Genomic DNA, 18,783 nt, shown 5'->3' with positions numbered 1-18,783 from the left:
TGAAGCCGGCCGGGCCGGCGCTTGTCAGGCGGCCTGCAGGTTGATCCTGCTTTCCGCCATTTCGGTGAGCTTGCGGTCGGTCGCCTGCTCTTCCTTGAGGTTCTTGGCCAGCACATTGGCGCAGTCGCTGCGGCCGAGYTGCTTGGCCCAGGCGATCAGCGTTCCGTAGCGCGTCATCTCGTAATGTTCGACCGCCTGCGCGGCGGCGATCAGCGCCGCATCGAGAACCTCCCGGTCGTCGATATCGCCGCTCATCTCGTCGGCTTCCTCGAGGATGCCGTCAATGGCCGGACAGTTGATGGCCTTGGYCCTGATGCCGTGCAGCTCGAACACCTGCTCGACCCGATCGATATGGCCCTTGGTCTGTTCGAGGTGTTTTTCGAAGCCGGCCTTCAGCTGCGGATCGGTCGCCTTGCCGATCATTTTCGGCAGCGTCCGCTCGACCTGCTTCTCCGCATAATAGATGTCGCGCAGCATGTGGACGAAGAGGTCGTCCAGCGACTTGATGTCTCTCGAAAAGAAACCCATGGCTTTTGCCTTCCATTGCTCATGCGGGTGGGAATTCAAACGGCGGTGACCGCCGCTATCCTTGGGGCCGATCAACGCCGGCCTCGGGGTCAACGTGCCCCTTCCGGGCGGGTTCCTGACCTTTGCCGGCCGAGCAATGAAATTTCCGGGCGCCGCCCGAATGTGAAAAAGAAGCGCGGTCAAGCGACATGCTGGCGAAACATATGTGATGCAAAAGTCACACGCGCCGGAATCGCGACAAAAGGCGCGGAAAGACCGCGAATCAGCCGCAATCCAGCCACGAAGCGACGAGTTTCGGACCAGAAATTAACATCGCGTTCACCGACTATTCACGCCTCGACGCTACTATGCCCGCAATTCGGAAGGGACATCCGAAACAGGGACAGGGACAGGAAAATGAGCTTCTGGAACCACATCGCCGGCTATGCCGCCGCCATTCGCGAATTCGTCGCGCCGACCTACCGGCCGGAGCGCTATTACATGCGCGGCCCGGGTCCGGCCTGCGCCCGCCGCGGCAACTCGCTCGGCATCGGCACGAACTGACCATGATGCTTGACAGCCGTCACAACAGCCGGATCTGCAAACCGRCCGCTGACCACCGCGCCACAACCTATCGCGACGAACGCCCTGCCGTCGCCRACGGCAGGCGTGCGACAACGCCGCGACTTTGACGACGCCGCCGGCTGGCTTAGTGTCTTAGTGCACAAGCACCCGGGGCTATCATGACCGACCTGCCCGAACAGAAGCGTCCTCCTCTCCCAGCCCAAGCTTACGACGCCCGCCAGCCGTTGATCGTCTTCGACGGCGTCTGCGTGTTCTGCTCGGGATTCGTGCGGATGGTGGTCAGGCTCGACCGCGAAAAGCGCTTCCGCTTCGCAACCGCCCAGTCGCCGCTCGGCGAGGCACTGTTTCGCGAACATGGCCTGCCGACCGAAAGCTACGAAACCAACCTCGCCATCATCGACGGCGTCGCCTTCACGAAGCTCGACAGTTTCATCGCCATCATGGCCGCGCTCGGCTGGCCTTGGCGGGTGGCAAAGGTGCTGCTCGTCCTGCCTCGGCCGCTGCGCGACTGGCTCTATGACCGCGTCGCCAAGAACCGCTACGCGCTGTTCGGCAGGAAGGTCAGCTGCGAAATCCCGTCTGGCGAACTGCGGCAGCGGCTGATCGGCTAGCCAGGAAAGCTCCGGGCAGCTGGCACTCCGCCCCTGGGCGGTTGGCGCCTTGCCTTCCCTTGCGCCAATGGCGGCTAGGGGCGAAAATTTTTCGGCGCCTGTCGAAATCTGCAGCGGCCGCACGACATAGGGTCGGCCCGCAACGACGCGGCCCTCGCAAAAACGGGAGAAGACCATGCGATACATGCTCTTGATCTACAATGATGAAGCCGCAATGGCGAATACACCGCGCGACAAAGCCGAGCAGACCCTCGCGGCATACGGCGCCTATACCGAAGCCCTCAAGAAATCCGGCGCGTGGCTGGCCGGCGACCGGCTGCGCCCGACCCAGGCGGYGACCTCGGTGCGGATGGCCAACGGCAAGACCAACGTGCTCGACGGCCCCTATGCCGACACCAAGGAGCAGCTTGCCGGCTTCTACATGATCGAGGCGACCGACATCGACACGGCGATCGAATGGGGYGCGCGCTGTCCGGCAGCCAGCACCGGCACGGTCGAGGTGCGGCCGATCTGGGAAATGACCGACTACGCACCTGGCGAATGACCAACTGATGAACAAGCGGCCGGAGATGGCGCGGGCGGCGGCCGAGGCGGCCGCCCGGCAAAGCTACGGCAAGCTGGTCGCCTATCTCGCGGCCCGCATGCGCGACGTCGCCGGCGCCGAGGATGCGCTGGCGGACGCGTTTGCCGCGGCGCTGGAGCGCTGGCCGAAAAGCGGCGTGCCGGAAAAGCCGGAAGCCTGGCTGCTCGCCGTGGCGCGCCGTCGCGACGTCGACGCAGTGCGGCGACGGCTGACCGGCGAGGCGGCGCGCGGCCACCTGCAGCTGATTGCCGAAGAGGCGGAGGCGCGCATGACGAATGAGGATTTGCCTGACGAGCGGCTCAGGCTGATGTTTGCCTGCGCCCATCCGGCGATCGAGGCCAGTGTGCGGGCGCCGCTGATCCTGCAGACCGTACTGGGCTTTGACGCCGCAGCAATAGCCTCGGCCTTCCTGGTGTCGCCGGCGACGATGGGCCAAAGGCTGGTGCGCGCGAAGAACCGCATCCGCGAGGCCGGGATCCCCTTCCGCGTGCCGGACCGCACCGAGCTCGGCGAACGGCTCGACGCCGTGCTGGAAGCGATCTACGCTAGCTTTGYCGAAGGCTGGTCGGACCCGGCCGGAGCCGAGACCAGGCGGCGCAACCTCGCCAGCGAAGGCATCTGGCTCGGCCGGCTTGTCGCCTCGCTCATCCCGGACGAGCCGGAGACGCTCGGCCTTCTGGCGCTGATGCTTTTCGCCGAAGCCCGGCGCGCGGCGCGGCGCAACTCCGACGGCGACTTCGTGCCGCTTGCCGAACAGGACACCGCACTTTGGGACGACACGCAGATCGAGGAGGCGGAAGGCCTGCTCAGGCGCGCCGCGGCCATGGGAGCCATCGGCCGCTACCAGCTCGAAGCCGCGGTGCAATCGGCGCACACGGCGCGACGGCGGAGCGGTACGACCGACTGGGCGGCGATCCGCCAGCTTTACGACGCGCTGATGGCGATTGCCGGCTCGCCGGTGGTGGCGATCAACCGCGCCGTGGCGATTGCCGAAATGGAAGGGGCGGCCGAGGGCCTTGCCGCGCTTGAGGGGATCGGTGACGACAGGCGGCTTGCCGAATACCAGCCCTATTGGGCAGCGCGGGCCGAGCTGTCGGCCAGGCTCGGCAACGCTGCGGATGCCGCCGAAGCCTACGACCGGGCGATCGGGCTCGAGCGCGATCCGGCGTTGCGACGCTTCCTGCAAGCCGAACGAGGAAAGCTCGTGCGAAACTGAGACGAGGTGCCGGCGATCATTCCTGCGGCCACATCTCGTGGGAAGCGTWCAGCTTTCGCATCAGCTCGTGCCGGCGCAGCCTGCTCCACAGGCGTTCGATATTCGGCCAAGCGAGGCAAGCGCTCTCGACATCGGGACGCCAAGCCACCAGCATGACCAGATAGATGTCGGCGATCGAAAGCTTGTCGCCGGCCAGYCAGTCGCGGCCGGCAAGCGCGTTGTCGACGATGGCAAAGCCGCGATCCATCTCGGCGATGGCCGCTTCCTTTACCGCCTGCACGCCACCGGCCTCCGCAGTGTAGCGATAGGCATAGTAGAGCCGGAGGATCGCCGGATAGAGCACCGACGACATGAAGGCCATCCAACGCAGGAAATCGGCGCGCGCGGGCGAAGCCGGTTTGGGCGCCAGTTGCGCCTCCGGATGCCGTTCGGCGAGGAGAATGCAGATCGCCGCCGATTCGGTGATCGAGCGGCCATCCGGCAGCGTCAGCACCGGGACCTGGTTCAAGGGGCTGATGGCGAGGAAGGCCGGATCGGGCGGATCCTTCTTCGGCACGTCGATCTGCTGGAACGGCGCGCCGGCCATGGCAAGCGCCGCCTCGACTACGAAGCCGCCGCTGCCGGGGCGCGTGTAGAGTTTGTACATGAAATCCTCCCGCCGGCCGATTCAAGCCGGCGGCGACAAGTTGAATCGGATGCCCTGTCCGCTCAAGCGAGACGACGGGCGCCAGAGGTGTTTTTTCAGCGGTCCAGTTCGAGGGCTTGTGGCCTATCGATGTCCGCTCTCAAGTCTACGCCCCCAGCCCGTCGAACAGGATCGTCGAGAGGTAGCGCTCGGCGAAGGAAGGGACGACGACGACAAGGTTCTTGCCCTTATTCTCCGGCCGCGTGCCGACGACGATGGCCGCCTGCAGCGCCGCRCCCGACGAAATGCCGACCGGCACGCCTTCGAGACGGGCGACGAGGCGCGCATTGGCGACGGAATCCTCGTTCGAGACCCTGACGATCTCGTCATAGATCGAGGTGTCGAGGATTTTTGGCGCAAAGCCGGCGCCGATGCCCTGGATCTTGTGCGGGCCGGGCTGGCCGCCGGAGAGCACCGGCGAGGCCTCCGGCTCGACGGCCACGACATGCAGCGAGGGCTTGCGCTTCTTCAGCACCTGGCCGACGCCGGTAATGGTGCCGCCAGTGCCGATGCCGGCGACGAAGATGTCAACCTCTCCATTGGTGTCGTTCCAGATCTCCTCGGCCGTGGTGCGGCGGTGGATTTCCGGATTGGCCGGGTTCTCGAACTGCTGCGGGATGATGGCGTTGGGCAGCGTGGCGGCGAGCTMGTCGGCCTTGGCGATAGCGCCCTTCATGCCCTTTGGCCCTTCGGTCAGCACCAGCTCGGCGCCTAGCAGCGCCAGCATCTTGCGCCGCTCGACCGACATCGTCTCCGGCATGGTCAGGATCAGCTTGTAGCCCTTGGCGGCAGCGGCGAAGGCCAGCGCGATGCCGGTGTTGCCGGAGGTCGGCTCGATCAGCGTGGTCTTGCCGGGCGAGATCTTGCCTGCCTCCTCCAGCGCCTCGATCATGGAAACGCCGATGYGGTCCTTCACCGAGGAGATCGGATTGAAGAATTCGAGCTTGGCCAGCACGTTGGCGAGGATGCCCTTCTCCTTCGCGAATTTGTCGAGCCGCACCAGCGGCGTGTCGCCAATCGTCTCGGTGATTGAGTTGAAGATGCGGCCGCGGCCGGGGACGCGCGCGGAGGTGACGGGCTTGTTCATTGGTTTCGCTCCCAAGGCAAAGGCATAGGCAGACAGAATAGGGCTTTCAGCCGCGCAAGATAGGCCGGCCACCGAAAATATCCGAGTGGGGCGGTTGCTCAAAACGGGACCGCGCCGGAAATGCATTTTCCGGATCGGCCCGTTTTCGGAATGCTTTCGCCGAAATGGGAGCCGGTTGAGATTGCGGCCTATTGGCGTGCCGCGATGGCCGCGRCCGCGCCCACCATAAATCCGGCCGCCGTACGGTTCAGCGCCTTCAGCGCGCGCGGCGATTTCAGGAACCAGCGCGCCTTGGCGGCCAGCGCCAGATAGGGCACCAGCACCACGAACAGGACGCTCACCGTGAGCGCGACGAGGATGCCGTAGTCGGCCGGGGTGATCGTCTTCAGGTCGACGATGGTCGGCGTGATGGCGAGATAGAAGATCATCGTCTTCGGGTTGCCGAGCGTGACCRTCAGACCGGCAATGAAGCTCGCGACGAAGCCGCCCTTGCCTTTGCGCGCCTCGACCGTTTCGGGCGAGATGCYGCTGGTCCAGAAGCGCCAGGCGAGGAAGGCGAGATAGGCGACACCCGCCCATTTGATGGCGAGGAAGACCATACCGAAGGTCTGCGCGACGAAGGCAAGGCCGAGCACCACGGCGGTGAGATAGGTGAGATCGCCGAGCATGAGGCCGAAGGACATAGCCAGCGACGAGCGGAAGCCGGAGCCGAGCGCCCGGGCGACAAGCGCGGTGATGCCGGGGCCTGGAATGGCAGCGGCTACGCCGAGGGCGGCGCTGTAAGCGAGGAATCCGGTGAGTGTCATGATTGCAGGCCCGAGATCAGGAGGCGTCTATCGCACGAAAACGAACGGGAATGAATTGCTAAGGGCCGGATTCGTTTGCGCCAGCCCCCCTCATCCGGCCGCTTCGCGGCCACCTTCTCCCCGAGCGGAGAAGAGGTTGCGCCGGCGCCGACGAACTCCTCTCCCCTCGGGGAGAGGTCGGATTGCCCTGAATTGCCGTTCGGTTGGCAATCCGGGTGAGGGGTCTTCGCGCAGCATCTCCGCTCGGGCAGCCCGATCAGGACCCGCCGCCATAACTGACGCGCCAGATGGTGCCGTTGCCGTCCTCGGTCAGGATCAGCGCGCCGTCCTTCGCCACCGCCACGCCCACCGGCCGGCCCCAGACGGCGTCGTCTGAAACGACGAAGCCGGTGGCGAAATCCTCATACTCGCCGGTCGGCTTGCCGTCCTTGAACTTCAGCCGCACCACCTTGTAGCCGCTGCGGAGATTGCGATTCCACGAGCCGTGCAGGGTGACGAACGCATCGCCCTTGTATTCGGCCGGGAAGTTGTYGCCCTCGTAAAAGGCGATGTTGAGAGGCGCCGAATGCGCCTGCATCAGCACATCCGGCACCGTGACCTTGCCGGCCAGATCCGGTCTTGCGCCTTTGTGGCGCGGATCCTCGTTCGAGCCGATATAGTACCAGGGCCAGCCATAGAAGGCGCCCTCCTTCACTGCCGTCGCAAAATCGAAGGGTACGTTCTCGCCAAGCTCGTCGCGTTCGTTGACGACGCACCAGAGCGCGCCTGTCGCCGGCTGCACGGTCATGCCCGAGCAGTTGCGCAAACCGGTGGCGACAGTGCGCCTGTTCTGGCCGTCGGGGTCGAACGCGAGCACGTCGGCGCGGYCGGCCTCCGAGCCCCAGGTGGCGCCGAGCGGTTGCGATTTCACCCATTCGTCGAGACCGCCTTTCGGCCTCGCGCCCGTATCCTCGGCGGTATTCGAGCCTGAGCCGACCGAAAGATAAAGCGTCTTGCCGTCAGGCGAGAAGGCGATGTCGCGGGTCCAGTGATAACCGGCAGGGATTTTGGCGACGATGGTTTCCGGCTCGCCGGAAGCCTTGAGGTCGCCGTCGCGATAGGCAAAGCGGACGACGCTGTCGCTGTTGGCGACATAGACCCATTGCGGCTTGTCCCCCGGGGGGTAGAAGGCGATGCCGTAGGGCTGGCTAAGCCCCTCGGCGAAGATGGATTTTTCCGTCGGCTTGGCGCTGCCCGCGCCGAGGCGGTAGACGCGGATGCGGTCGGCTTCGCTGTCGGCCACGAAGAGGTCGCCGTTCGGCGCGACGCGCACGACACGGGGATTTTCTATACCGGATGCAACCAGTTCCGCGGAAAAGYCGGGCGGCAATGTCGGCTTCGCACCTTGCGGGCGGTCAGCCAGGCCAGGCGCGTTCGATGCGAGCCTGCCGATACGCGGAGACGCCAGGTCGCCCGGCCTGATCAGGCGGCGCACGCCGGGGTGGTCGGCCTTCCAGTCGCCAAAGGCCYTTTCGCCGGTCAGGACAGGCTGGCCGGCCTGCTGCGCCAGGGCCGCGGTGGCGAGGAGCACAGCCCCCGCAAAMCAGGCAAAACGGACCATGCCGTCCTCCGGCCTTTTCGCCCTGTGGTTGTCAACGGTTCAAGGCCAGGAGAACGGCACGATCAAGCACACGTTCCGCCCAGGCAGGGCCGCACACGCGATTTTGAGTGCGCCAATCAGCTGCCTTGGGCGTAGAAATCGTCGTCCAGCCGCTTCTCCAGCGCGACCAGATCGGCCGGCAGCGGCAGGCCCATGGCGCGCATTTCCCTGAGCTTCTCGCGGAGCTGCTCCTGCACTTCGTGCCCGTCCTTGGGCTGGTTCACCATCTCCTCGAGCAGCAGGCTGATCCGGGCTTTGAACGATTCCAGCGCCATTCCACCCTCCTTGCGGCGATCCCGTTCGCTCCCGCTTACCTCAGCATGCGAGAAATCAATTGGGCAGTATAGTCGACCATCGGGACGATACGGGCATAGTTCAATCGCGTCGGGCCGATTACTCCGAGTGCGCCGACGACACGCGCATCCTTGTCGCGATAGGGCGCGACAACCAGCGACGAGCCGGAGAGCGAGAACAGCTTGTTCTCCGAGCCGATGAAAATGCGCACGCCGGGGCCTTCCTCGGCGAGGTCGAGAAGCTGCAGCAGCCCGTCCTGCGTTTCCAGATCCTCGAACAGATGGCGCAGCAGTTCGAGGTCCGCCTGGGCGGTGACGTTTTCCAGCAGGTTGGCGCGGCCGCGCACAATGAGGCGCGCCGGCAGGCCGCTTTCGGCGCCGGCCCAGACCGCGAGGCCCTTTTCGACCAGCTCCTGCGACAGCGTGTCGAGGGCCGCCCTGGTTTCGTCCTTGATGCGGGCGATCTCGACGCGCGCCTCGGCCAGCGTGCGCCCCCTGATATGGGCATTGAGGAAGTTGGAGGCCTCGTGGAGCTGCGAGACGGTGATGCCGGCGGGCAGGTCGATGACGCGGTTCTCGACGTCACCGCTCTGCGACACCAGCACGGCGAGCGCCTTGGTGGGCTCCAAATGGATGAACTCGATGTGCTTCAGCGCCACCTCGTTCTTGGCGGCGAGCACCAGGCCGGCGCCGCGCGACATGCCCGAAAGCATCTGGCTGGCCTCGGTCAGCATATGCTCGAGCGTGAAGCCCGAGCCCGAGGCGCGCACCTGCGCCTCGATGACGCGACGCTCCTCGTCCGAGAGATCGCCGAGCTCCATGAAGGCATCGACGAAGAAACGCAGGCCGATCTGGGTCGGCAGGCGGCCGGCCGAGACATGCGGCGCGTAGATCAGGCCGAGATGCTCGAGGTCGCTCATCACGTTGCGGATGGTGGCCGGCGACAGCGACGAGGGCAGGATGCGCGACAGGCTGCGGGAGCCGACAGGCTCGCCATCGCGCAGGTAGGAATCGACGATCCGCCTGAAGATGTCGCGCGAACGCATGTCGAGTGACTGAAGCACGGGCGACTGCGATGTTGGGTCGACTGCCTTGTTCATTTGCGGCGAGAAACCTCCAACCGAAAAGATATAGACTCAAGGGCCGGTGGCGCAACCCGGCCGATTTTCCATTGCACCCCCTTTTCCCTTGCGCCCGTTTTCCTTTGCGCCATGCGCCGCATGCGTCTACAAGCCGCCGGACGAATCCGCGAAAGAACAGAAAGAGCCTCGATGCGCCCCTCCAAACGCCAAGCCGAYGAAATGCGTGCCATCTCCTTCGAGCGCGGCGTCTCCAAGCATGCCGAAGGCTCGTGCCTAGTGAAATTCGGCGACACGCATGTGCTGTGCACGGCGAGYCTGGAGGAAAAGGTGCCGGCCTGGATGCGCAATTCCGGCAAGGGCTGGGTGACGGCCGAATACGGCATGCTGCCGCGCTCGACCGGCGAGCGCATGCGGCGCGAGGCGTCGGCCGGCAAGCAGGGCGGCCGCACGCTGGAGATCCAGCGGCTGATCGGCCGCTCGCTGCGGGCCGTGGTCGACCTGCAGGCGCTGGGCGAACARCAGATCACCATCGACTGCGACGTCATCCAGGCCGATGGCGGCACCCGCACGGCGTCGATCACCGGCGGCTGGGTGGCGCTCTATGATTGCCTGCGCTGGATGGAGGCCCGCCAGATGGCAAGCGTCTCCAAGGTGCTGAAGGACCATGTCGCCGCGATCTCCTGCGGCATCCATGACGGCCAGCCGATCATCGATCTGGATTACCTTGAGGATTCTTCGGCCGGGACCGACRCCAATTTCGTCATGACCGGCAAGGGCGGCATCGTCGAGATCCAGGGCACCGCCGAGGGCGAGCCCTTCTCCGAAGAGCAGTTTGCCGCGCTGATGGCGCTTGCCAAGAAGGGCATCCAGCGCCTGGTGAGCTTGCAGCAGATGGCGGTGGCCTGACGTTGAATGCGATGAGGTCGGCGATCCTTCACACCCCCCTCTGGCCTGCCGGGCATCTCCCCCGCAAGGGGGGAGATTGGACGTCGCCTCGGGTTTCGCCAACCACCAATGTTGAGACGCCGTCGGCGGAATTGCTGATCTCCCCCCTTGCGGGGGAGATGGCCGGCAGGCCAGAGGGGGGTGCCTCGTGAAGCCCTCCGCTATTTTGGAATCGGCCCTTTACGTCACCGATTTGCAGGCTGCCGAACAATTCTATTCCGACATCCTCGGCCTCGAACTGCTCGGCAAGGTCGAAGGCCGGCACGTCTTCTTCCGCTGCRGCGACGGCGTGCTGCTTCTGTTCAACGCCGAGGCGACCAAAATTCCGCCGGCGCCCGACGCCAGGCTGAAGGTGCCTCCGCATGGCACGGTCGGCGATGGCCATCTTTGCTTTGCGGCGACCGCCGACGAGATCGACGAATGGCGCAGGCGCCTGGCGGCCAAGAACATCGCCATCGAAAGCGATTTCGAATGGCCGCAGGGCGGACACTCGATCTATATCCGCGACCCTTCAGGCAATTCGATCGAGTTCGCCGAGCCAAGGATCTGGGGCCTCTGATGCATTCTTTGAACGGACAGAAGATCGTCGTCGCCAGCCACAATGCCGGCAAGCTGCGCGAATTCGCCGACCTGATGGCGCCGTTCGGCTTCGAGGCGAAATCGGCCAAGGAGTACGGCCTGCCGGAACCCGACGAGACCGGCACGACCTTCGAGGAGAACGCCTATATCAAGGCATACGCAGCCGCCAAGGCCACCGGCCTGCCGGCATTGTCGGACGATTCCGGGCTCTGCGTCGACGCGCTCGACGGCGCGCCAGGCGTCTACACCGCCAACTGGGCGGAGACGCCGGACGGCACACGCGATTTCGGCATGGCCATGCAGCGCACCGAGGTGGCGCTGCAGGAGGTCGGCGCAACCGAGCCGGCGCAGCGCACCGGCCGCTTCGTCGCCGTCATTTGCCTCGCCTTCCCGGATGGCGACGCCGAATATTATCGCGGCGAGGCCGAGGGCACGCTGGTGTGGCCCCCGCGCGGCACGCTCGGCTTCGGTTACGACCCGGTGTTCCTGCCCAACGGTTTCGACAAGACCTTCGGCGAGATGAGCGCCGAGGAGAAGCAYGGCTGGAAGCCCGGCCAGGCGACGGCCCTGTCGCACCGCGCCCGCGCCTTCCAGAAGTTTGCCCAAGCCCGATTGGACTTGGCGCGGTCTGGCGCGGAATGATCGGGATCGGCCAAACCATGCCGCTCGACCGCAGCCCCGGCTTCGGCGTCTATGTCCATTGGCCGTTCTGCGCGGCCAAATGCCCTTACTGCGACTTCAACAGCCATGTGCGCCACCAGCCGGTCGACCAGGAGCGTTTTGCGCGCGCCTTCGCKACGGAGCTGGCGACGATGCGCGCCCGCACCGGACCGCGCGAGGTGACCAGCATCTTCCTCGGCGGCGGCACGCCGTCGCTGATGAAGCCGGAAACCGTTTCGGCGGTGCTGGAAGCCGTAGCGAAGAACTGGACGGTGCCCGCCGGCATCGAGGTGACGCTGGAGGCCAATCCCTCGTCGGTCGAGGCCGAGCGCTTCCGCGGCTATCGCGCGGCAGGCGTCAACCGCGTCTCGCTCGGCGTGCAGGCGCTGAACGACAAGGACCTGCGCTTCCTTGGCCGGCTGCACAATGTCGGGGAGGCGCTCCATGCGATCGGGCTCGCCCGCGAAATCTTTCCGCGGCTCTCCTTCGACCTGATCTATGCGCGGCCGGGCCAGACGCCCGAGGCCTGGCAAGCGGAACTCGAAGAAGCGATCGGCCACGCCGCCGACCACCTCTCGCTCTACCAACTCACCATCGAGGAGGGCACGCCCTTCCACGCGCTGCATTCGGCGCGGAAATTCGTCCTTCCCGACAACGACCATGCCGCCGACCTCTACCAGTTGACGCAGGAAGTGACGGCGGCGCACGGGCTGCCGGCCTATGAGATCTCTAACCACGCGCGGCCGGGCGCGGAGAGCCGGCACAATCTGACCTACTGGCGTTATGGCGAATATGTCGGCGTCGGGCCGGGGGCACATGGCCGCTTTGTCGAGAGCGGCCGCCGCACCGTGACGGTCGCGGAAAAAATGCCGGAGACCTGGGCCAATCTGGTCGAGGCCAAAGGCCATGGCGTCACCGGCGGCGAAGTGCYGACGCGCGCCGAAGAGGCCGACGAGTTCCTGCTGATGGGGCTGAGGCTTRCCGAAGGCATCGACCTCGCGCGCTACGAGACCTTTGCCGGACGCGGCCTCTCGACCGCGAGGCTTTCCGTGCTCCAGGAAGAGGGGMTGGTGGCGCCGGTCGGCAATGCCCGGCTCCGCGCCACGACCGCCGGCATGATCGTGCTCGACGCCGTGGTGGYGGATTTGGCGCGGTAAACGAGCGTCTGCGCCCGGAGCAATGCTCTAGGCGTCGTGCTTCTGGCGGTGCTTGCCGCGGTTCTTTTCCGCATGTGCCTCGCCGTTGCGGGCCGGCTTCAGGTCGGCCTTGTCGCGGCGGGTGCCGGGCTGGGCGGCAATCGGATGTGGGGGCATGCCCTCGCGGGCGTTTTTGCTTTCAAGTCGGYTGATGAAGATGTCGAAGCGATTGGGCATCGTTCGGTCCTGCCTCCTCCCGGGAATCAGGGAATTAAATCCGCCGGTGCCGGTGTCGTTCCTCACTGTGGCGAAGGCATGGCGATTTCCTTACATCGACCTCACGTTTTGCAACCGCCCATGAGCCATGCCAAACAGAGTGAACGGAGGGTTATTCTTGACCGGCGAGAAACGCAGTTATCTGATCGGCCAGACCGAAATCCCAGCACGCCCGCTCGACCCGGCGCTCTATCTGGTGGCGACGCCAATCGGCAACCTTGCCGACATCACGCTGCGCGCGCTGGAGACACTGGCCGGCGCCGATATCGTCGCCTGCGAGGACACGCGCGTCTCGCGCGTRCTCCTCGAACGCTATGGCATACGCCGCCGCACCACCGCCTATCACGAGCACAATGCCGCCGCGGCCGGGCCGAAGCTGATCGAGGCGCTCGCGGCCGGACAAAGCGTCGCGCTGATCTCGKATGCCGKCWYSYSYTTGRWWWMMRAWMCTGGCTACCGGCTGGTCGGCGAGGCGCTGGAGCGCGGCACCCGCGTGGTGCCGGTGCCCGGACCCTCGGCGGCGCTCGCCGCGCTGACCGCATCCGGCCTGCCTTCCGATGCCTTCCTGTTCGCCGGTTTCCTACCCGCCAAGGCAGGCCAGCGGCTGACCAAGCTCGAAAGCTTCAAGCAGGTGCCGGCAACGCTGATCTTCTTCGAGTCGCCGCGCCGGCTGGCCGAAACGCTTGCCGCGATGGTCGAGGCGCTCGGCAGCGAGCGCAAAGCGGCGATCGGTCGGGAACTCACCAAGACATTCGAGGAAATGCGGACGGGCACGCTGGGCGAGCTCGCCGATCACTATGCGGCTGCCGACACGCCCAAGGGCGAAATCGTCGTCTGCGTCGGCCCGCCGGAAGCGGGCGAAGACCAGCCTGCCGATATCGACCGGCTGCTGTTGTCACTGGCCGCCGAAATGCCGGCCTCGAAGGCGGCGGCGGAAGCGGCGAAGATGACCGGCGGCCAGAAGCAGGCGCTTTACCGCCGGCTGATCGAGCTCAAGGCGGACGAYGATGGCTGAGCGCACCGTCGGTCATCGGCGCAAGGCCTACCGGCGCGGCTATCGCGGCGAATGGCTGGCGGCGCTGGCGCTGATGCTGAAAGGCTACCGGATCCTTGCCCGCCGCCATCGCACCAAGCTCGGCGAGATCGACCTGATCGCCAGGCGCGGCGATCTGGTGCTGTTCGTCGAGGTCAAGGCGCGCCGCACGCTGATCGAGGCGATGGAAGCGATCGCCTACAGGTCGGAGCGGCGCATCGAAGCGGCCGCCGACATCTGGCTTTCGCGCCAACCGGATTATGGCAGACTATCGGCGCGCTTCGACATGGTGGCGGTGCTGCCCTGGCGCTGGCCGGTGCATGTCGAGAATGCGTTTTATGGGCGGAATTGAGCGCTACCCTCCCCCTTGTGGGGAGGGTCGGCGAGCAGGCGACGTGGGGAGGGTCGGCGAGCAGGCGACGCGAAGCGTCGTTGGCGAGCCCGGGCGGGGGTGCGGCGCCGACCCCCACCCCGATCCGCTGCGCTGATCGACCCTCCCCACAAGGGGGAGGGTGGCGCCTCACCCCCAAACCATCAGCGCCACCAGCCCAACGGTGCCAACCACCAGCCGCCACCAGCCGAACAGCGAGTAGCCTTTGCGCGAGACGTAATCGAGCAGGAATCGCACGACGAACAGCGCGGTGACGAAGGCGGCGATGAAGCCGATGGCGATGATCGGCAGGTCGGCCGAGGTCAGCACATTGCGGTTCTTGAAGAGGTCGAAGGCAAAGGCGCCGACCATGGTCGGCATGGCGAGGAAGAATGAGAACTCCGCCGCCGCGCGCTTGTCGACGCCGAGGAGCAGCGCGCCGACGATGGTCGAGCCGGAGCGCGAGGTGCCGGGAATCAGCGACAGGCACTGGAAGAGACCGATCTGCAGATAGAGCCTGGTCGGGAAGCGCTCGACGTCGCGATAGACGGGTTTGAGGTTCATGCGGTCGACGGCAAGCAGCACCACGCCGCCGATGATCAACATGATGCAGATCAGCCGCGGCGATTCGAACAGGAAGGTCTTGATGAAATCATGCGCCAGCGCGCCGATGACCGCCGCCGGCAGGAAGGCGATGAGGATGCCGATGACGAAGTGCCGGGTCAGGCGATCATGCGGCAGTTCGAGCAGCATCTTCCAGAGGCGGYGGAAATAGACGCTGAGGATCGCCAGGATCGCGCCGAGCTGGATCAGGATCTCGAAGGCTTTGCCGGTCGAATGAAAGCCGAGGAAATGGCCGGCGAGCAGGATGTGGCCGGTGGAAGAAACCGGAATGAACTCGGTCAGGCCCTCCAGCAGCCCAAGCAGCAGCGCTTCGACGATGGTCTGGCTTTCCATGGCAAGCTCTGCGTTCGAGTGACGGCTGGAGCATGATGCCGAAAAGTGTGAAGCGGTTTTCGGACGACATCATGCTCCAAGGGATGGCTTTGCTTGTCATGACGCGGAAGTGCCCCTATAGGTCGCAACACATGACAATCCCTGGAATCGGGCGGCCAAGACTTACCGGCGCTGAAAACGATTCGCCAGTGGGCCCAATCATCGCGGAACCATGCTGACGCTTTTCCACCATCCGATGTTCGCTACCTGCCGGTTCGTGCGCCTCGCCTTCGGCGAGTATGGCGAGGAATTGGCGCTGATCGAGGAAAAGCCCTGGACGCGGCGCAAGGAGTTTCTGGCCCTGAATCCGGTCGGAACGCTGCCGATCCTGCTTGCCGAAGGCGATGTGCCGATCGTCGGCGCCATGGTGATCGCCGAATATCTCGACGAGACGCGCGGGGTTCTGAAGCGCGACAAAAGGCTGTTCGCCGAGGACCCGATGCAGCGCGCCGAGATTCGCCGGCTGACCGACTGGTATCTCAGCAAGGCCGAAAGCGAGGTCACGCGCCATCTGGTGCGCGAGCGCGTGCTGAAGCCGATCATGCCGGAGACGGCTGGCGGCGGCTCGCCCGATTCGGCGGCGATCCGGGCGGCGCGCGCCAATATCCGCCAGCATATGAAATACACCAACTGGCTGGCCGGCACCCGCCACTGGCTGGCCGGCAACAAGGTGACCTATGCCGACCTCGCCGCCGCGGCGACGCTTTCGGTGCTCGACTATCTCGGCGAGATCGACTGGCGCGAGCACACAGCCGCTCGCGAATGGTATACACGCGTGAAATCACGGCCGTCGTTCCGGCCGCTGCTCTCCGACCGGGTGCGCGGCCTGTCGCCGGTATCGCACTATGCGGACCTCGATTTCTGATAAAGCCCGCCTGCGCGCGCTGATCGACGCAGAGGCGCGCCGCGCCGGCTTCGACGCCGTTGCCGTCACCCGGCCGGACGCGATCCCGCAGGCGCCTGCGCGCCTGGCGGAATTCGTCGCCGACGGTTTCCATGGCTCGATGGACTGGATCGCCGAGACGATCGAGCGCCGAGCTGAGCCCTCGACGCTGTGGCCGGAGGTGCGCTCGATCATCGTTCTGGCGATGAATTACGGCCCGGACCGCGATCCGCGCGATTTGCTCGAAAAGCGCGATCGCGGCGCGATCTCGGTCTATGCGCAAAACCGCGACTATCACGACGTGATGAAGGGCCGGCTGAAGGAGATCGCCGGCAAGATCGTCGCGCGCGCCGGGGGCGACGTGAAGGTGTTCGTCRATACGGCCCCGGTGATGGAAAAGCCGCTGGCCGAAGCGGCCGGCCTCGGCTGGCAGGGCAAGCATACCAACTTGGTCAGCCGCGCGCACGGCTCGTGGCTGTTCCTCGGCACGATCTTCACGACGGCCGAACTCGACCCCGACAGAGCGGAAATCGACCATTGYGGCTCCTGCCGCGCCTGTCTCGATGTGTGCCCGACCAATGCCTTTCCGGCGCCCTACCGGCTCGATGCGCSGCGCTGCATCTCCTACCTCACCATCGAGAACAAGGGACCGATCCCGCGCGAATTCCGCGAGAAGATCGGCAACCGCATCTATGGCTGCGACGATTGCCTCGCCGCCTGCCCCTGGAACAAGTTTGCCAGCGTCGCCTCCGAGGCCAAGCTTGCCGCGCGCGCGGATCTGCGCGAGCCGCCGCTGTCGGAGCTTTTGCTTCTCGACGACGCCGCGTTCCGCTCCTTCTTCTCCGRCTCGCCGATCAAGCGCATCGGCCGCGACCGTTTTGTCCGCAACGTGCTGATCGCCGCCGGCAATTCGGGCGATGCCTCGCTGGTGCCGATCGTGCGCGGTTTGYTCGACGACGRCTCGTCGCTGGTGCGGGGTGCGGCAGTTTGGGCGCTATCGCAACTGATGCCGCAGCGCGATTTTGYCAAGCTCGCCGCAGCGGCCTTGAAGACGGAGGGCGAGGCAATTGTGCGCGACGAATGGCTGGCGGCGCTGCCAGATCCGGCCAAGGATCATTGAAGAGGGAGTGATTGATGGGCGAAAGACGCTTCTTCATCTTCGGCGCAGGCTATTCCGGCAGGGCCTTTGCGYGGGCAAACGGGCAAAGCGCGCCGATCCTGGGCACGACACGGTCGCCRGAAARGTTCGAGGCGTTGCGGCAGGCAGGCATCGAGCCATTGCGCTTCGACGGGTTACTGACGCCCGAGATCGGCGATGCCATTCGGCAAACCACGCATCTCATCGTCTCGGTCGCCCCGGACGAGTCCGGCGATCCGGTGCTCAACGCCGCCGGCGAAACGATCCGGGCAAAAATGCCGGCGCTCGTCTGGATCGGCTATCTCTCGACGGTCGGCGTCTATGGCGACCACGGCGGGGCATGGGTAGATGAGAGCGCCGAATGCAGGCCGGTATCGAAGCGCTCGGTGATGCGGGTGGCTGCCGAGCAGGAGTGGCTGAAGCTCGGCCGCGAGATCGGAAAACCGGTGGCGATCCTGCGGCTGTCGGGCATCTACGGCCCAGGCCGCAACGCCCTTGCGAACATCGAAGACGGCACGGCGCGGCGGCTGGTCAAGCCCGGCCAGGTGTTCAACCRCATCCATTGCGACGACATCGCCGGCGCGCTCTGGCATCTGGCGGAGAAAGATCTCGGCGGCGTCTTCAACGTCACCGACGACGAGCCGGCGCCGCCGCAGGATGTCGTTGCCCATGCCGCAGAGCTGATGGGCGTGGAGCCGCCGCCGGAAATTCCCTTCGAGACTGCCCAACTTTCGCCCATGGCGCGTTCCTTCTATGGCGAGAACAAGCGCGTCGCCAACAAGGCGATCAAGGCGGCCGGCTACAGCTTCCGCTTCCCGAACTACCGGGTGGCGCTGGAGCGTATGTGGGCTGACGGCAATTGGCGGGACGGAGAGCCGCGCAGCCCGATGAAAGGCTCGTGATCGAAGCGCAGTGCATGACATGGTATGATTCGCGCCTAGCGCGTGTGGTTTCAACTGCGTCGTTGCAAACGGATTGACTGGAGAGGGGACCCCGGCCTGATGACGTTGCGATCGCTTCCCGACAGGAAGCCGTTCCTGACCGCCGCACTTGCGCTGGTGAGTTTGGCCGCGCTGGCCGCGGCCGCAATCTCCGCCGAACCCCGCGCAAAGGACCTGTTCGGCGCCAAGAAACTGCCGGCGGTGGCGCCTGCCCAGTCCTTCGGCTTCTACTCCAAGGGCTGCTTCACCGGCGGCGTCGCCTTGCCGATGGACGGCCCGACCTGGGAAGTGATGCGCCCCTCGCGCAACCGCCGCTGGGGCCATCCGGCGATGATCGCGCTGATCGAGAAACTCGCGCGCGATGCCCGCGCGGACGGCTGGCCGGGGCTGTTGATCGGCGACATTTCGCAGYCGCGCGGCGGCCCGATGATGACCGGCCACGCCTCGCACCAGATCGGCCTCGATGCCGACATCTGGCTGACGCCAATGCCGAAGCGTCCGCTGACGATTRCGCAGCGCGAGACCATGAGCGCCACGCTGATGGTCGACGAGAAGACGCATCGGRTGAAGGATGCGCTGTGGACGCCGGCGCACACACGTCTCCTGAAGCGTGCGGCCAGCTACCCTGAGGTCGAGCGCATCCTGGTCAATCCGGGCATCAAGAAGAAGCTGTGCGACACGGTCACCGGCGACCGTTCCTGGCTGCGCAAGATCCGCCCGTTCTGGGGCCAC

Annotated in this window: 22 protein-coding genes and 1 pseudogene; 14 read left to right on the top strand and 9 right to left on the bottom strand. The window is 65.7% G+C overall.

Annotation, left to right across the window (positions count from 1 at the left end):
* Positions 1-24: 24 nt before the first annotated feature.
* A complete protein-coding gene (locus tag ORS3428_RS24100; protein ID WP_071100798.1) occupies positions 25-528 on the bottom strand; it encodes a YciE/YciF ferroxidase family protein in 504 nt (167 codons plus the stop codon).
* Positions 529-924: 396 nt separating this feature from the next.
* Between ORS3428_RS24100 and ORS3428_RS32670 the strand changes: the two genes are divergently transcribed.
* From ORS3428_RS32670 to ORS3428_RS24085, 4 genes are all read left to right on the top strand, one after another.
* On the top strand, positions 925-1,071 hold the full coding sequence (locus ORS3428_RS32670) for a hypothetical protein (RefSeq protein WP_108723159.1): 147 nt from the start codon (positions 925-927) through the stop codon (positions 1,069-1,071).
* 179 nt (positions 1,072-1,250) lie between these two features.
* Entirely contained in the window at positions 1,251-1,703 is a 453-nt protein-coding gene (locus tag ORS3428_RS24095; RefSeq protein ID WP_071100797.1) for a thiol-disulfide oxidoreductase DCC family protein, read from the top strand.
* Between the two features lie 175 nt (positions 1,704-1,878).
* Positions 1,879-2,247 (top strand): YciI family protein, encoded by a 369-nt coding sequence (locus tag ORS3428_RS24090; protein WP_071100796.1) that lies wholly within the window; start codon positions 1,879-1,881, stop codon positions 2,245-2,247.
* Positions 2,248-2,254: 7 nt separating this feature from the next.
* On the top strand, positions 2,255-3,502 hold the full coding sequence (locus tag ORS3428_RS24085; protein ID WP_071100795.1) for an RNA polymerase sigma factor: 1,248 nt from the start codon (positions 2,255-2,257) through the stop codon (positions 3,500-3,502).
* 16 nt (positions 3,503-3,518) lie between these two features.
* On the opposite strand, the gene ORS3428_RS24080 is transcribed toward ORS3428_RS24085, so the two are convergent.
* The 6 genes from ORS3428_RS24080 to hrcA all read right to left on the bottom strand — a co-directional run bounded on the left by ORS3428_RS24080 (position 3,519) and on the right by hrcA (position 9,112).
* Positions 3,519-4,148, bottom strand: a complete 630-nt coding sequence (locus tag ORS3428_RS24080) for a glutathione S-transferase family protein (RefSeq protein WP_071100794.1) — start codon at positions 4,146-4,148, stop codon at positions 3,519-3,521.
* A 145-nt stretch (positions 4,149-4,293) separates the two neighbouring features.
* Positions 4,294-5,274 carry a cysteine synthase A gene (gene cysK / locus ORS3428_RS24075; RefSeq protein WP_071100793.1) on the bottom strand — a complete coding sequence of 327 codons (981 nt, stop codon included), beginning with the start codon at positions 5,272-5,274 and terminating at the stop codon, positions 4,294-4,296.
* Positions 5,275-5,462: 188 nt separating this feature from the next.
* The gene (locus ORS3428_RS24070) at positions 5,463-6,080 is read right to left on the bottom strand and encodes a LysE family translocator (RefSeq protein WP_071100792.1); all 618 of its coding nucleotides are present in this window, start codon (positions 6,078-6,080) and stop codon (positions 5,463-5,465) included.
* Between the two features lie 256 nt (positions 6,081-6,336).
* Entirely contained in the window at positions 6,337-7,680 is a 1,344-nt protein-coding gene (locus tag ORS3428_RS24065; protein ID WP_071100791.1) for a PQQ-dependent sugar dehydrogenase, read from the bottom strand.
* Positions 7,681-7,796: 116 nt separating this feature from the next.
* Positions 7,797-7,994, bottom strand: coding sequence for a hypothetical protein (locus tag ORS3428_RS24060; RefSeq protein WP_071100790.1), 198 nt, complete (start codon positions 7,992-7,994; stop codon positions 7,797-7,799).
* A 35-nt stretch (positions 7,995-8,029) separates the two neighbouring features.
* Entirely contained in the window at positions 8,030-9,112 is a 1,083-nt protein-coding gene (gene hrcA, locus ORS3428_RS24055) for a heat-inducible transcriptional repressor HrcA (RefSeq protein WP_071100789.1), read from the bottom strand.
* 171 nt (positions 9,113-9,283) lie between these two features.
* On the opposite strand from hrcA, the gene rph reads away from it, so the two are divergent.
* From rph to hemW, 4 genes are all read left to right on the top strand, one after another.
* Complete coding sequence (gene rph / locus ORS3428_RS24050) at positions 9,284-10,000, top strand: ribonuclease PH (protein ID WP_071100788.1); 717 nt, start codon at positions 9,284-9,286, stop codon at positions 9,998-10,000.
* A gap of 187 nt (positions 10,001-10,187) precedes the next feature.
* Complete coding sequence (locus tag ORS3428_RS24045; RefSeq protein WP_071100787.1) at positions 10,188-10,598, top strand: VOC family protein; 411 nt, start codon at positions 10,188-10,190, stop codon at positions 10,596-10,598.
* Positions 10,598-11,260 (top strand): RdgB/HAM1 family non-canonical purine NTP pyrophosphatase, encoded by a 663-nt coding sequence (rdgB, locus tag ORS3428_RS24040; RefSeq protein ID WP_071100786.1) that lies wholly within the window; start codon positions 10,598-10,600, stop codon positions 11,258-11,260. Before ORS3428_RS24045 ends, rdgB begins: the two co-directional genes overlap by 1 nt.
* Positions 11,257-12,435: a radical SAM family heme chaperone HemW gene (gene hemW / locus ORS3428_RS24035; protein WP_071100785.1), complete on the top strand. Its 1,179-nt coding sequence runs from the start codon at positions 11,257-11,259 to the stop codon at positions 12,433-12,435. Before rdgB ends, hemW begins: the two co-directional genes overlap by 4 nt.
* Positions 12,436-12,462: 27 nt before the next feature.
* Here hemW and ORS3428_RS24030 read toward each other — a convergent pair whose 3' ends face one another.
* Positions 12,463-12,651: a hypothetical protein gene (locus ORS3428_RS24030; RefSeq protein ID WP_071100784.1), complete on the bottom strand. Its 189-nt coding sequence runs from the start codon at positions 12,649-12,651 to the stop codon at positions 12,463-12,465.
* A 157-nt stretch (positions 12,652-12,808) separates the two neighbouring features.
* Here ORS3428_RS24030 and rsmI point away from each other — a divergent pair.
* Positions 12,809-13,705 (top strand): annotated as a pseudogene (gene rsmI, locus ORS3428_RS24025) (16S rRNA (cytidine(1402)-2'-O)-methyltransferase).
* On the top strand, positions 13,698-14,075 hold the full coding sequence (locus ORS3428_RS24020) for a YraN family protein (protein WP_071100783.1): 378 nt from the start codon (positions 13,698-13,700) through the stop codon (positions 14,073-14,075). Before rsmI ends, ORS3428_RS24020 begins: the two are co-directional and overlap by 8 nt.
* Positions 14,076-14,243: 168 nt before the next feature.
* On the opposite strand, the gene ORS3428_RS24015 is transcribed toward ORS3428_RS24020, so the two are convergent.
* On the bottom strand, positions 14,244-15,050 hold the full coding sequence (locus ORS3428_RS24015; protein WP_071100782.1) for an undecaprenyl-diphosphate phosphatase: 807 nt from the start codon (positions 15,048-15,050) through the stop codon (positions 14,244-14,246).
* Between the two features lie 211 nt (positions 15,051-15,261).
* On the opposite strand from ORS3428_RS24015, the gene ORS3428_RS24010 reads away from it, so the two are divergent.
* The 4 genes from ORS3428_RS24010 to ORS3428_RS23995 form a co-directional block, all read left to right on the top strand.
* Positions 15,262-15,954: a glutathione S-transferase family protein gene (locus tag ORS3428_RS24010; RefSeq protein WP_071100781.1), complete on the top strand. Its 693-nt coding sequence runs from the start codon at positions 15,262-15,264 to the stop codon at positions 15,952-15,954.
* Complete coding sequence (gene queG, locus ORS3428_RS24005; protein WP_071100780.1) at positions 15,935-17,092, top strand: tRNA epoxyqueuosine(34) reductase QueG; 1,158 nt, start codon at positions 15,935-15,937, stop codon at positions 17,090-17,092. The genes ORS3428_RS24010 and queG overlap by 20 nt, the downstream gene beginning before the upstream one ends.
* A gap of 14 nt (positions 17,093-17,106) precedes the next feature.
* The gene (locus ORS3428_RS24000) at positions 17,107-18,012 is read left to right on the top strand and encodes an SDR family oxidoreductase (RefSeq protein ID WP_071100779.1); all 906 of its coding nucleotides are present in this window, start codon (positions 17,107-17,109) and stop codon (positions 18,010-18,012) included.
* A 99-nt stretch (positions 18,013-18,111) separates the two neighbouring features.
* Positions 18,112-18,783: penicillin-insensitive murein endopeptidase (locus ORS3428_RS23995; protein WP_071100778.1), on the top strand; the 672-nt coding region annotated here is incomplete at its 3' end.

The organism is Mesorhizobium sp. ORS 3428 (assembly GCF_001854785.1).
GTDB lineage: Bacteria > Pseudomonadota > Alphaproteobacteria > Rhizobiales > Rhizobiaceae > Mesorhizobium.
This window is presented reverse-complemented; position numbering and strand designations above follow the sequence as displayed.